This is a genomic window from Olleya sp. YS, from assembly GCF_029760915.1.
Lineage (GTDB): Bacteria > Bacteroidota > Bacteroidia > Flavobacteriales > Flavobacteriaceae > Olleya.
In genome coordinates this window covers 762287-777368 of the sequence record NZ_CP121685.1, presented here as the reverse complement: position 1 = coordinate 777368, position 15082 = coordinate 762287, and the positions used below count along the sequence as shown (strand labels likewise).

Genomic DNA, 15082 nt, shown 5'->3' with positions numbered 1-15082 from the left:
TTCATTTTTAATTTTTAATGAGTTTAGTTGTTTTGGTTTGACCAAAATTGTTTTCAAGTTTAATAAGGTAAAGCCCTTCAGAAAGGTTTTCAATATCAAATTGATGACCAGCCTCAAAACTACCTTTAAACTCTTTTATTAACTTACCAGAGATATCAATGATCTTAATAGTCTTCATCTTTACAGTTAATGAAAATGACGTTGAAGCTGGATTAGGATGTAGTTTAAATGATTCGACTGTATCAAACTCTTCATTACTTAAGCTTTGTGGTACAGCATTACCATAAATTCTGAATTCTCCAGCAGGAATGCTTATTGTTGATGTAGTATTAGTTACGTTAATTGAAGTGGTATTAGTTTCATCCATTAAATCATACCAAGTTCCTGTGTAAGGGAAATCTGGAGTTATATTTTGGGTGGTCACATCAAAGTTTGCTAATATGACTACATTGCGTAATTCGTTTGCTGGTATAGTAGTATCAAAAATATAGATTTTAGGAGTTAAACTTCCAGAATTAATTGCATAATCGCCTTCAAAAACGGGTTCATTAATTTTTAAGTCGTTTAATCTAGACCAATCATTATACACTTGACTTCTATTAACATCTGTCAACCAGTTGTTATCCCATTGAGGTTGTGGTTTTGTATCTAATTTACAATCTCCGTCAGCACCACCTGGTTCGTTAACTGTACCATTATTACATGTAAAAATAGAATTTTCCATGCCAAGTTCACCAAAGTGCCAAATCATTTTTGGACCAGGAATAGTTAATGATACTGCACCTAAAGGAGACATTCTTTTAATTGAAGTATTTAAGTCAGTAACGTTATGACTTGGATTAGTCGTGTTACCAAACTGAAGGTTTCTATACATTAAGCGTTCTTCATCATGACTTTCTGGGTAACCTATTAATCTTGGTTCAATAAAACTACGACTGTTGTGTCCCATTCCATTAATGTCACTACCTGAGGCGTAACCCATAGTTAATTGGTTGTAAGGATTTGTCATTTTTCCCCATAGCATGATCCCTTTGTCTTCTCCAACTCTGTAATCTGCCCATTCTTTTTCTTCTTGATTTCCACCTAAATGTTCAAAAATTACATAATGAGTTGGATCTAAACTCCAAGAGTAATCAGCATAAGCTTTTAAAATATTGACACGATCAGACTGGTAACTGTTAGTTGCAGATTCACCAGATTCAGCTTTTTGGGTAAAGCCTTTTGTTAAGTCCCAGCGGAACCCATCAATTTTAAATTCTTCAATCCAATGCTTTATAACACGTTCTACATAATAGTTTGTTATTGGATTAGTTGTAGTTGCTTCAGGAGTTGGAGCATCATACTGTTCAGTATGATTAAAGTCAGACCCTACACTATAACTGTGTTGTGCAACTTCATTAAAGTATGGGTTTTCGCTACTTGGCTCTCCCCAACCATCACCATCTGGATCGTCCATCCACATACGTACCATAGGATTTCTACCAAATGCGTGGTTTAATGCTATATCCAAAATGACAGCAATTCCATTTTGATGACATAAATCTACAAATTCTTTAAACTTATCTTCAGTGCCATAATATTTGTCTAAAGCCATATGAAAAGATGTGTTGTAACCCCAACTTTCATTGCCTTCAAATTCCATGATTGGCATTAATTGTATAGCATTGACTTTTAAATTTTTAAAGTAATCTATTCTATCTATAAGATGTTGAAAGTTTCTTCCACCATCTGAATTTTTGTCAAAATCTCTAATTAATACCTCGTAAATAACTAAATCTTCTTTTTTAGGTTTTTGAAAATTTGTTACTTGCCAATTGTATGGTATTTGACCTGTTTGAAGTACAGTTACTTCTCTTTCTTGACCTGTTGGATAAGTTGGTATATTAGGATATGATGATGTAGGTATCCATGGATCGTCAAAAGGCGATAACACTAAAGTCGAAAAAGGATCTGCTACCTTTACAAATCTAGGAGAGTCCGCAACAGGCGATTGTGCGCCAACCCAATATTGATAGGTCTCTATTTGCCCAGCAGTTAAACCAGTAACTTCAACCCAAAATTTTCCTGAAGTTGGATCTTTTTTCATGGCGTGACTAGCAGTTGGTGTCCAGTTATTGAAACTTCCCGCGACATAAACATAATCTTTTAATGGAGCTTCTAAGACTAAAGTTGCTGTAGTATTACTAGTATAATTAATACCATTTTCCATATTTGCAGGCATAGCTGCAGATTGAGTATCATTGACTAGAATTATGAATTTTTTAGTAACTACAGAACCTCCTTGAGTGACTTCTAATTCACAATATTTGTTTTCTGTGATGTTAGGAAAGAAATAGCTGTAAAAAGTCGTAGTTTGAGTGTTTATAACAGATCCATTGGCTTTAAGTACATATGTAGCTGATCCATTTGTGTTTTGTGCTAATATTTGCGTACCTGAGTTATTGTTAACAGCAACTGTTCCGTTTGATTCTGGATTAATCATTGTTACTTGAAAAGCACCAACATTAAAAACAAAGTTTTGGCATCCACCATTATCAAGTTTCAATTCTTGGGTTCCATCTGGATTTCTGAATACCATTCCCATTTTGGTCACGTTAGCTTCTTCTGCTGCTGTTAGGTTAAAGTATGTGTTTGGAGTAAAGGTAATGCTCCATGTACCATCACCATTGTTGGTCATTTCTCCAACACCATCATCTTGTCCCCAATTTCCAACAACCTTAATACCATATTCATTAGAGTCGTCTCCTACACCTAAATGCGCGTATACTTTTGTAGGATTAACAATACTATTACATGTCGTTGCAGTAACATCAACTGTAATGGTTACAGGTTGATCAATTAATATAGGATCTGGATTAGTTGTTACTTGTGATATACCAATTAATGGTAGTAACAAACATAAAGTGAATAAAATTCTTTTCATTTTTCAATTTTTTTAAATAAAAAGTCTGCATATGATGTATCATAAATGCAGACTTTTTTAATTAATTCAATATCTTATTTTATTGCCAAGCGTTAAGAGAAATCATCGGAGCTGCTCCTGAGAAATCAAAAACAATATTATAAGTTCCAGCTGTTACAGGAATATTAGCACCATTTTGCTCCATCATACCATCATTACCATCATCTCCATAGTTAAGTCCCCAAGCGTCATTTTGACGTACTTTAATTTCTCCGTCAGTCAAGGTTACACCATTAATGTAGTAGAAACCTTCGTTGATACCAAAATCAGGTAAAAACTTAAGATTTGGACCGTCCCAACCATTAGGTGCAGCACTTCCAACTAATCCCCAAACGTCCATAGCTTCTAACTCATAAGTTTGTGTATTTAGATCTAAAGTTATAATATAGTGTCCAGCAGAAACAGGAATATTTGCTCCTCCACCTTCTAATGTTCCATCAAGACCATCATCGCCAAAGTTAACTCCCCAATCATTGTTAAATCTAAATTTCATTTCGCCATCAGTTAGAGTGACTGCTGTTTTAAAATTATCTTGGTAAGAGTTATATGTCATTGGTGTATCTGGTCCATCCCATCCATTTGGTGTTCCGCTTCCTACAAGCCCCCAAGAAAATGGTTCCATTGTATATGATAAAGGCGTAGCAGAATCATCAGTCATAACAGTTATTTTATAGCTTCCAGCAGAAACAGCAATATTAGCTCCATTTGCTTCCAGAGTACCATCGTTACCGTCATCTCCATAGTTTTCAGTCCACATGTTATCTTTTCTAAACTTAATTTCACCAGTTTGTAATGTAGCATAAGCTACATATTGATTAGTAGTACTTGTTGTATAAAAAGGAATATCTAATATAGGTCTATCTGACCCAGCGTCCCAACCTCCAGGAGTTCCGCTTCCAACAACACCTAAGTTAGTGGAAAGGTCTAATAAAGACGAATATGCTGTAATATTTATTGTTCTAGCATCTGAATACATAACAGTAGATTCGCTAAGCGTAGTTTGTATTCTAAAATCAATATCTGTTGCAGTGTTAGGAACTATTCCAAGAGATAATAATTTACCATTTAACTCTTGCCCTAATAACACTTTTGATAAGTCTGATCCAGCAGAAAAAGATTGAGGTGCACTAAAATCTCCACCTGTAAAATCTATTTGTATTTTGTAATTAGCAGCTGCATCAAAACCATAATCTGGATCTGACCAACTTAATGTAAGTACTTCTGTTTCTGCAAGCTCTTCTGTTAAAACAAGTGTTTGATCAGAAACACTTAAAACAGTATTAGCGTCTGCGTTTAAAGTCACTAATTCTTTGTCATCACAACTTACTAATACTAGTAAAAGTCCTAATAAGTAGATAGAATTATTAATTATTTTTTTCATTGTAATAAGTTATTAATACCCTTCGTTTTGAGAAAGGTTAGGGTTAACTGTTATAATACTAGTTGGTAATGGAAACAGATTTCTATAGCTAGCTACAGATGTACCTGCAGGCTCATTTCCTTTAAAAGGCCATAAGTAAGCACTTGTTGTAAAGTAATCGTAACGGATTAAGTCTGTACGTCTTTGACCTTCCCAATACAATTCTTTAGATCTTTCATCAATTATAAAATCTAATGTGATGTCTCCGCTTGAAATATTAGCTGAAGTGCCACCAGTTGCTCTTTCTAGTAATTCGTTAATTTTATTTGCAGCTAAATTTAAATCTCCGCCACCACCTCTAACTGAAGCTTCTGCATAGTTTAAATATATCTCAGCTAAACGGATTAAAGGCAAATCAGAATCTACAAAATCTCCAGCAGAATCACTTCCTTGCATTCCATTACTATCAATATTCTTAAATTTTGTTACAGCATATCCGTTTTCAAAAGGTGGAATACTTTCTATCTCTAAGTTTTGACCATCAGAATAAAACATACCTCTACTGTCTGCAGAAAATGGTGTAATGCTATAAGTTAATGCATTTAAGTCTAAAGTAATGTAATATGTTCCAGCAGTAACAGGAATGTTTCCACCACCTGGTTCTAAAGTTCCGTCTTGGGGATCATCATCACCATAATTATTTCCCCAATCTTCATTGAATCTAAATTTTAGGAAACCGTCAGTTAAATCTGCATATAAAGCATATTCGTTACTAGCTGTTTGAAACATTTCTGTGTCTGGTCCACCCCATCCATTTGGAGTTCCGTCACCTACAATTCCCCAATCAGATTGAGTTCCTAACGCGTTGTTTAACTCATTAATATCAGTTGCGAATTTTTCTACTAAATTTTTAGTAGTTCTTAAGCCTCCCCAGCCACCATTTACACCAAATTCTGCAGCATTCATTGACCCACCTATTGCAGCATGTACTAAAAATGTAGTACCACCATAAGTTTGAGATCTAAGACCATCAAAGTTTAATGCAAAAATAAATTCGTTTTGTGCACCATTAGTATCGTTATCTGCTAAGAATAATTCATCATAAGCAGTTCCGTTTCCGTTAGCATCATTCATATTAATACTGTAAGTTGAGTTCATTACATTACTAGAATAAGTTACACAGTCTGTATAACGAGGTGTTCCAGTCCAAACTTCAGCATTTAAATATAATTTTGATAAAAGTGCCCAAGCAGCTACTTGGTCAACTCTACCGTATTCGTTAGATCCACTTGGTTTTAAATCGTTTTGTATTGCTAATAGCTCAGATTCAACAAAATTAAATAACTCTGTTCTTGATGCTTGTGTTGGTAAATCTGTTGTTACTTCTGTTACTAGAGGTACATTACCATATAAGTCCATTAAGTTATAATACGCAAATGCACGTAAAAACCTTGCTTCTGCTATATAAAATTGTACTTCAGCATCAGATAAAGCGCCAGCATTTTCTATAAATGAATTACAAAAAGATACTTCTTGAGCTAATCTATAATACATTGCTTCTGTAAAGTCATTACTTCCTGACCAATACTGTCCGTGTAAATCAGGTAATCCAGCATCACCCCAACCTACAACCGCATGATCTGTTGTTAACTCGTTTAAGTTAAATAACATACGCGAGTATTGAGAGAATCCCTCGTCAATATCAGCAATATCTGCCTGACCAGCTGGTCCTTGCTGTCCTGTTAGTGCTAAACTTGCATACAATTTTGCAAGAGCACCTTTAGCTTCGGTTGCATTAGCAAATACGTCTTCCTCAGTAAAACTGTCTGGATCAATTGGTGATTGATCTAAATCATCATGACATGATACTAGTCCTAAAAACAGTACCATGATAGTAATTAAATGTTTGAGTTCTTTTTTCATTTTTCTTTTTTTTAATTAAAAATCAATGTTTACACCCATTACGAAAGATCTAGGTCTTGGATAAAAATTATTATCGATTCCTAAATTAATTTCTGGATCTAATCCATTATAATCTGTTACTATTAAAACATTTTGTAAAGATCCGTAGAATCTAAACGTCGTATTTTTTAATTTATCTAATGTGTAACCAATAGTTATATTATCAATTTTGAAGAACGATGCTTCCTGTACAAAATGATCACTTAAAGCTGTTCTATCACTAATTACTGTAAACCCACTATTATAATAATCTGCATGAATATTAGATAGGATATTGTTGTTAGTAGCATTTACTAAGATACCTCTATTAGCTTCTACATCATTGTACATGTAGTTTCCTAAACTTGCTCTAGATTGTAAAGAGAAATCCCAGTTTTTGTAGCTCACATTAGTATTAAAGCCCATTAGGATGTCACCAAATGGATCTTCTTTGATGTATTTATCTTCATCGTTTATAATGTTATCTCCATTTCTGTCAACAAATACGCCTTCTAAAGGTGTTCCTGAAGCATCATATACTTGTTCAAAAACGTAAAAACTATTAGCTGATTCTCCTTCTCTGTGTACTTGAACAGTGTTTCCTACTCCAGTAGAAATTCCACCTTGAGGTTGATCAACTGATAATTTAGTAATTTCATTATCGTTGAACGCCACGTTATAGTTTACAGACCATTCAAAGTTATCTGTTTTTACAGGGATAACATTAAGGTTTAATTCTAGACCTTTATTCTCCATATTACCAATATTGGCATTAATTCTATTTCCAAAATTTGTAAAAGGATCTACCAATGAGCTTGCTATAAGATCATTAGTTTCTTTTACGTAAGCATTAATGGAACCTGAGATACGTCTGTTAAGAAAAGCATAGTCTAAACCTAAGTTAAATGTTCTTCCAATTTCCCAGCGTAAATCTTTATTTACTGGTTCTGGTCTATATGTCTGGAAGAATCCAGTACCAAATTGGTAGTTAGCAGTATCTGTACTTCCTTGATATCTTGTTAAAAACTGATAGTCACCAAGTCCGTTAACGTTACCAACTTCTCCGTAACCAACACGAAGTTTTAATTCGTTAAAGAAAGAGTCTTGCATAAAATCTTCTTTATGGATACTCCAAGCTGCAGCAACAGAAGGGAAAATTCCCCAACGATCATCTGGATTTAATTTTGAAGACGCATCAGCTCTTAAAGTAGCTGTTAAATAATATTTACCATCGTAGTCATAATTTGCTCTACCAAAATATGATAGTAATACATTTTTAGATTTGTCAATAAATTCAAACTGATTTCCATCTTCTTGAGCTTCACTGTCGCTACTGAAATTATCAAACTCAAAAGACTGATAAGCATAACCTCCAGCAACAGTTAAGTTATGTACATCGTTAAATGATTTTCTATAAGTTAAATAGGCATCAAAAACCTTGTTGTCTGAATTTTGTACATAACTAGTTCTAGATCCATTAAAAGTAGCATCAGATGTTGGAATCAGTTCTGAAGTAATTCTTCTACCATGGCTATTAGAAGTATCAAAACCTACATTTACTGTAGCAGTTAAATCCTCAAACCCATGAATTTTATAATCTAATTTAGCATTACCAACAAATCGTCTTACTTCAGCTGTATCATCAATTAAATTTAAAAGAGCTAAAGGGTTTGTAGGCGCTAAGTTGTTTTGATTTCCTGTTCCGGTATCTAACCACGCAAAATACCCTCCGTATTGTGAGCTAGGGTCAAAGATTGGTTGTGTTGGATCAAATCCAACAGCACTACCAATTGCACCTCTATCTGCAAAGGTGTTTTCTGTGTACATAGCTCTTGCATTTAACTCTACGTTTAAATGCTCTTCAAAAAATGTAGGAGTCAAACTAACAGAACCAGTAGTACGTTGTAAATTGTCTCCATCTAATATACCTCCATGCTCTGAGTAACCTAAAGATGCTCTCATTGGTACACCAAATGCATTACCTAATGCACTAAAATTATGATCTTGTCCAAAAGCTGTAGTATAAATTTCATTTTGCCAGTCTGTATTTGCATTACCTAATAAAGCAATCTGTGTTGGAGTACCTATGTCGTTTATTAAGTCTCTAAATTGGTTGGCAGATAATACATCGATTTCATCTACAGGACTATATACTGTTGTTTGAGAACTTATATTAAATTTAAAATCTTTATTTTTTCCTTTTTTGGTAGTAATTAAAATAACACCATTTGCTGCTCTAGACCCATAAATTGCGGTAGAAGATGCATCTTTTAAAACAACAAACGTTTCAATATCGTTAGGATTAATAAAGTTTAAAGGGTTTCTAGAACCACCAACACCTCCATTATCTAGTGGAATACCATCAACCACATAAAGTGGCTGTGTTGTTAAAGATAAAGATCCAGCACCACGAATATTGATGCTTTGACCGTCACCAGGAGCTCCACTTCCAGAAGTCACGTTAACACCTGCTACTTTACCACTAATAAGTGATTGAGCAGATACAATAGGTCCTTTGTTAAAATCTTCACTGGTTAATAAATCAGTAGTACCAGTTAAGTCTTCTTTTTTAACGCCTCCATAACCAATTACGACAATCTCATCTAATAATGCAGCATCTTCTGCCAAAGAAACATCTATCCTAGACTGTCCAGTATAAGTGACTTCTTGAGTTAAATATCCAATGTAAGAGAATACTAGTACATCTCCATTGTTTACGTCAAGTGTATAGTTACCATCAAAATCAGTAGCAGTACCGTTGGTTGTGTTTTTAACAACAACATTTACCGTTGGTATTGGTAAGGCGGTAGCTTGTTCTGTAACTGTTCCAGATACTGTTGTTTGTGCAAGCATAACAGTTGGTATAAACAGTAAAGCTAATAGTAGCCTTTTAAAAATTGTTTTCATACAATAATATTAAGTTAGTTTAAATTTTAAATGTATATTTTTACTTCTCGATGATAAATCTATGTAAAATTTATGTTAAATTTCTGCTGAGCCCTATATAATAAGCAGCGAAAACGTTTTCGTGTTGAAAACTTTTTATGTATTTAATTTAAACAGCGTAAAAATAATGAATAATCATCATTTTGTAAAGCTTATTGCATTCAAACTAATAATTTTAACACCTTATAATTGTCAAATCTAAAATGTTAGATTTGTTTTTTATCAGCTTATGAAAAAAAAAATCACACTTAAACAGATAGCAAGAGAGCTAGACGTATCCATTTCAACCGTGTCCAAAGCATTAAGGAATAGTATAGAGATTAGTGAGGACACACGTCAAAAAGTACAAGCATTTGCTAAACTTTATAACTATAGACCTAATAATATTGCTTTAAGTCTTAAAAATCGGAAAACTAAAACTATAGGTATTATCATTCCAGAGATTGTACATCATTTTTTCTCTAAAGTTATTAGTGGTATCGAGGCAATTGCCAATAAACGAGGATATAACGTAATTGTTGGGTTGTCTAATGAGTCGTTTTCTAAAGAGGTTATTAATATGGAAATGCTAGCTAATGGAAGTATAGATGGATTTATATTATCTATTGCTAAAGAAACCTTACAGCAACAAGATTATCATCATTTTACCGAAACCATTAGCCAAGGAATGCCAATAGTAATGTTTGACAGAGTGGTTAACGAAATTAATTGCGATAAAGTTATTGTTGATGATGCAGAAGGAGCCAGAAAAGCAGTTAATAAATTATTAGAAAACGGTTGTAAAAGTATCGCTATCATTACAACTAAAGATTATGTAAGTGTTGGTAAATTTAGGACACAAGGCTATCTAGAAGCATTAGAAGATTATAAAATCAGTCCTAAAGCAAGCCTGATTCTAAAGGTTGATGACGAATTATTGTCTGAAGATCATTTAGATTCCCTTGAAAAAGAAATTGAAATCTTATTTCAAAAAAATAAAAAACTTGACGGGATTTTTGCAGTTAACGAGCTGTATGCTATTACTGCTATGAAAGTAGCCAGAAAGCTTGGGTTAAATATACCAGAAGATATTCAAATTATAGGATTTACAGATGGTGTTTTGTCTAAACATGCAGTACCTTCACTAACAACAGTCAGTCAACATGGTCAAAAAATTGGTGAAAAAGCAGCCGAATTATTAATCAACAACCTAGAACGCGAAGACGAAGAAGATATCTATGAAACAGTCGTTATTGAAACCGAATTAATAGAACGAGCTTCCACAAAATAAAAATTTAACACTCACCATTTAAAAACTTTTATATCTTTACAGCAATCAAAACGTAAATTTTTACTTCTCAGGTAATTTAGTTTTGATAGGTTTTTTCGCTTATCAAATAGTATAAACTAATAACATACTATTATGAAAAAACGCACGCTAGGTTTTTGGGAAATCTGGAACATGAGTTTCGGTTTTCTGGGAATCCAATTCGGTTTTGCATTACAAGGAGGCTTTATGTCTCGAATATTTCAAACATTAGGAGCTAGTAAGGATGAAATCCCATTATTATGGATTGCAGCACCTTTAACAGGATTATTGGTACAGCCAATAATAGGTTACATGAGTGATCGAACTTGGAGTGTTAAATGGGGACGACGCAGACCTTATTTTTTAATAGGAGCTATTTTAAGTTCTCTAGCATTATTTTTTGTTCCCTACTCACCAGCGCTCTGGGTTGCTGCAGGATTTTTATGGGTACTTGATGCATCTATAAACATTTCAATGGAACCTTTTAGAGCACTAGTTGCCGACAAACTACCAGATTCTCAGCGATCTTATGGTTTTGTTGTTCAAACATTAATCATTGGAATAGGAACTTGGGTAGCCAGTAATTTACCATGGATGGTGTCTCAATTTGGAGTTAGCGATTCTGCAGATTCTGGTGTAATCACAGATTCTGTTAAAATAGCATTTGCTATTGGAGCGTTTGTCTTTTTAGCAAGTATACTTTACACAGTTTTCACAACTACAGAATATCCACCAGAGGATATGGAAGAGTTCGAAAAAGAAAAAGCAAAAAAGAATAATTTTATTCCAGATATTTTAAACAATATTGGCAATATGCCATTAACTATGAAGAAATTAGGAATCATCCAGTTTTTTTCTTGGTTTGCATTTTTTACTATGTGGAGTTTAGCTAATCCAGCACTTACAGAACATGTGTTTGCAACTCCTGCACCTATAGAATCTGCGTACGATATGGCAGATGCTTTACAGAAAGCAGAATTTGATGTTGTTAATACAGCATTTCAAAAATCATCAAACTTAGTAGGATCTGCAATGGGTGTTTACGGTTTGTCATCTATGGCTTTTGCACTACTACTAGTATTATATACAGCTAAAAGAAATATCAATAGAAAATTAGTGCATATGGTATCACTAATTCTAGGAGGAATAGGTTTCTTATTTATGAATTACGCTTCACCAGAACAATTAAAATATTGTTTTATTCTTATTGGGTTTGCCTGGGGAAGTATTTTATCCATGCCTTACGCGATGTTATCTAGTTCTGTTGATCCAAAAAAGATGGGAGTAATTATGGGGATTTTCAATATGTTTATTGTCATCCCACAAATAATTGCTGCACTTGGTGGTATAAACTTTATTTCAGGATTATTAGGTGAAGAAGCCATTCATGCAATGACAATTGCAGGAATTAGTTTAATAATTGCAGGTCTTTGCAACTTATTAATCACAAACAAAAACGCAATTTCTTATCAACCAGAGGAAGTATAAAATGACTAAAAAAGGATTCATATTCGATTTAGATGGTGTCATTGTAGACACTGCAAAATATCATTTTTTAGCTTGGAAAAACCTTGCAAAAAGTATAGATATAGATTTTACACATGAGCAAAACGAACAACTAAAAGGGGTTAGCCGAGTAAAATCGTTAGAAAAAATATTAGAATGGGGAAACAAAACCATCTCAAAGGAATTGTTTGCGTTGTTAATGGGTAAAAAAAACGAAGAGTATTTAAGCTTCATTGCTAAAATGACTGAGTCTGAAATTTTGCCAGATATACCAAGAGTTTTGAATTATTTAATAGAGCAAAAACAACCCATATCATTAGGATCAGCAAGTAAAAATGCACGACCAATTTTAGAGAAAGTCAACTTGCTTTCAAAGTTTGATGCGATTGTAGATGGTAATGACGTTAGCAAAGCCAAACCAGATCCAGAGGTGTTTTTAATTGCTGCACAGCACTTAAATATGAAGCCGGAAGATTGTATAGTATTTGAAGACTCTTTAGCAGGAGTACAAGCAGCAAATACAGCAAATATGATAAGTATTGGTATAGGAGAGAAAAATGTATTACACGAAGCCGATTATATATTTTCAGATTTTACTGAAATTGATAACAGCTTCATCGACAAATTAATAAACAAATAAATTGAATGTCACACTGAGCGCAGTCGAAGTGTCTTTCATAATAAAACAAATAATTAAAGAGCAAGAGTCAGTCTAAAAGCGAAGCAATCTAGCATCTATGTTCTAATATCTTAATAAAAAAATGAATCAAGATTATATACAACCAAACAACTGGTCTATAATTGAAGAAGGTTTTGATGCTGAACGTGTAAAATCTTCAGAAAGTTTATTCAGCATCGGAAATGGTGCAATGGGACAACGTGCTAATTTTGAAGAACAATACACAGGTGAGACCTTTCAAGGTAGTTACATTGCAGGTGTTTATTATCCAGACAAAACCAGAGTGGGTTGGTGGAAAAATGGTTATCCAGAGTATTTTGCAAAAGTATTAAATGCACCAAACTGGATTGGTATTAATGTACAGATTAATGACGAACAATTGGATTTAAACTCATGCACTTCAGTTACAGACTTTAGAAGAGAACTTAACATGAAAGAAGGTTGGTTGTCAAGATCGTTTAACGCAACGCTTCAAAATAAAGTACAAGTCAAAGTTGCTGTAAAGCGTTTTTTAAGTTTAGAGTATGATGAGGTTGGAGCTATTAAATTTGATATTACTCCAATTAATACTGATGCCAAAATCACGTTTCAACCGTATTTAGATAGTGGAATTACTAATGAAGACACCAATTGGGATGATAAATTTTGGGACACTTTAAACGTCAGTCACGAGAATCACCAAGCATTTATTGAAGCTAAAACCATGAAGACAGATTTTTATACCTGTACATTCATGGAATCACAGGTGTTTATCAATGATAAATCGGTATTGATAGAACCTAATATAAATGCAGATGCAAGTTTAGCTTCATTTAGTTATGAGTATCCTGTAAAAAAAGGAGAAACCTATACCATCAATAAATTTGGAGGTTATACAGTCGATAGAAATCATGATAAAAGAGAGCTAGTTTCTGTAGCTAAAGAAGCTTTAAAAACAGTTAAAAAAATGGGCTTTAAGGCACTTTTAGATAATCAAAAAGAGGCTTGGTCTAAAATTTGGGAAATGTCAGACATTACCATAGATGGTGACGTTAAGGCACAACAAGGGATTCGCTTTAATATTTTTCAATTAAATCAAACCTATTTAGGAAAAGATTCAACCTTAAATATTGGTCCAAAAGGTTTTACTGGCGAAAAATATGGAGGAAGTACCTATTGGGATACCGAAGCCTATTGTATCCCATTTTATATGGCAACCAAAGACCAACAAGTCGCTAGAAACTTACTAAAATACAGATACAACCACTTAGAAAAAGCGATTGAAAATGCCGAAAAATTAGGCTTTTCAAATGGAGCAGCATTATATCCAATGGTAACCATGAATGGTGAAGAATGCCACAACGAATGGGAAATTACCTTTGAGGAAATCCACCGTAATGGAGCAATTGCATTTGCCATTTTTAACTACTATCGTTACACAGGAGATTATAGCTATATCCCAGAAATGGGACTAGAAGTCTTAATTGCTATTGCTAGATTCTGGCAGCAACGTGCTACGTTTTCAACAGATAAAAATCAGTATGTTATTTTAGGTGTTACTGGTCCAAACGAATACGAAAATAATATAAACAATAACTGGTACACTAATTATTTAGCAAAATGGTGTATCGAATATGCGTTAGAAACTATTGATAAAGTAAAAGAAGGTTATCACGACGACTATTTACGTATTGAAGGTAAAACTAAAATCACGCATGAAGAACTTCACACTTGGAAAAAAGTAGCAGAAAATATGTATTTTCCGTATTCTGAAAAACACCAAGTGTATTTACAACAAGATGGCTTTTTAGATAAAGAATTAATTACAGTTGAAGACTTGCCTAAAACAGATAGACCAATTAATCAGAAATGGAGTTGGGACCGCATTTTACGTTCACCTTACATAAAGCAAGCTGATGTATTACAAGGATTTTATTTCTTTGAAGATCAATTTTCAACTGAAGAATTAAAACGCCATTTCGATTTCTACGAACCTTTTACAGTGCATGAAAGTTCACTGTCACCTTGTGTGCATAGCATACAAGCTGCTAAGTTAGATCAAATGGATCAAGCATATACCTTTTATTTGCGCACCTCTCGTTTAGATTTAGATGATTATAATAAAGAAGTTGAAGAAGGTTTGCACATTACTAGCATGGCTGGTACATGGATGAGTATTGTAGAAGGTTTTGGAGGTATGCGTATTAAAAACGACATGCTAAATTTTGAACCTCGTATTCCTAAACAATGGGAAGCCTACTCCTTTAAAGTAAATTTTAGAGATCAAATTTTAAAAGTGACTATTTCGCAAAACGAAACTGCTTTTGAGTTAGAAGGACAAAATAATTTAGACATTATTGTAAACAATAAGCAAGTCACTATTTCACCTAATAATTTAGTTAAAATATAATTTGAAAACAC

At 33.6% G+C, this 15082-nt stretch carries 8 protein-coding genes; 4 read left to right on the top strand and 4 right to left on the bottom strand.

The features are described from left to right. Positions 1-7 precede the first annotated feature (7 nt). The 4 genes from Ollyesu_RS03555 to Ollyesu_RS03540 all read right to left on the bottom strand — a co-directional run bounded on the left by Ollyesu_RS03555 (position 8) and on the right by Ollyesu_RS03540 (position 9170). Positions 8-2923, bottom strand: a complete 2916-nt coding sequence (locus Ollyesu_RS03555) for an alpha-amylase family glycosyl hydrolase (protein ID WP_279302421.1) — start codon at positions 2921-2923, stop codon at positions 8-10. Positions 2924-3002: 79 nt separating this feature from the next. Further along, the gene (locus Ollyesu_RS03550) at positions 3003-4343 is read right to left on the bottom strand and encodes a SusE domain-containing protein (RefSeq protein ID WP_279302420.1); all 1341 of its coding nucleotides are present in this window, start codon (positions 4341-4343) and stop codon (positions 3003-3005) included. A 12-nt stretch (positions 4344-4355) separates the two neighbouring features. Then, on the bottom strand, positions 4356-6245 hold the full coding sequence (locus tag Ollyesu_RS03545; protein ID WP_279302419.1) for a RagB/SusD family nutrient uptake outer membrane protein: 1890 nt from the start codon (positions 6243-6245) through the stop codon (positions 4356-4358). A gap of 15 nt (positions 6246-6260) precedes the next feature. Continuing rightward, positions 6261-9170 (bottom strand): TonB-dependent receptor, encoded by a 2910-nt coding sequence (locus tag Ollyesu_RS03540; RefSeq protein ID WP_279302418.1) that lies wholly within the window; start codon positions 9168-9170, stop codon positions 6261-6263. Positions 9171-9438: 268 nt separating this feature from the next. Here Ollyesu_RS03540 and Ollyesu_RS03535 point away from each other — a divergent pair, with 268 nt between their 5' ends. The 4 genes from Ollyesu_RS03535 (at position 9439) to Ollyesu_RS03520 (ending at position 15071) form a co-directional block, all read left to right on the top strand. Further along, a complete protein-coding gene (locus Ollyesu_RS03535) occupies positions 9439-10479 on the top strand; it encodes a LacI family DNA-binding transcriptional regulator (protein WP_279302417.1) in 1041 nt (346 codons plus the stop codon). Positions 10480-10611: 132 nt separating this feature from the next. Next, the gene (locus Ollyesu_RS03530; protein ID WP_279302416.1) at positions 10612-11985 is read left to right on the top strand and encodes an MFS transporter; all 1374 of its coding nucleotides are present in this window, start codon (positions 10612-10614) and stop codon (positions 11983-11985) included. Position 11986: 1 nt separating this feature from the next. Further along, positions 11987-12643 carry a beta-phosphoglucomutase gene (gene pgmB, locus Ollyesu_RS03525; protein WP_279302415.1) on the top strand — a complete coding sequence of 219 codons (657 nt, stop codon included), beginning with the start codon at positions 11987-11989 and terminating at the stop codon, positions 12641-12643. Between the two features lie 121 nt (positions 12644-12764). After that, on the top strand, positions 12765-15071 hold the full coding sequence (locus Ollyesu_RS03520; protein ID WP_279302414.1) for a glycoside hydrolase family 65 protein: 2307 nt from the start codon (positions 12765-12767) through the stop codon (positions 15069-15071). Positions 15072-15082 lie beyond the last annotated feature (11 nt).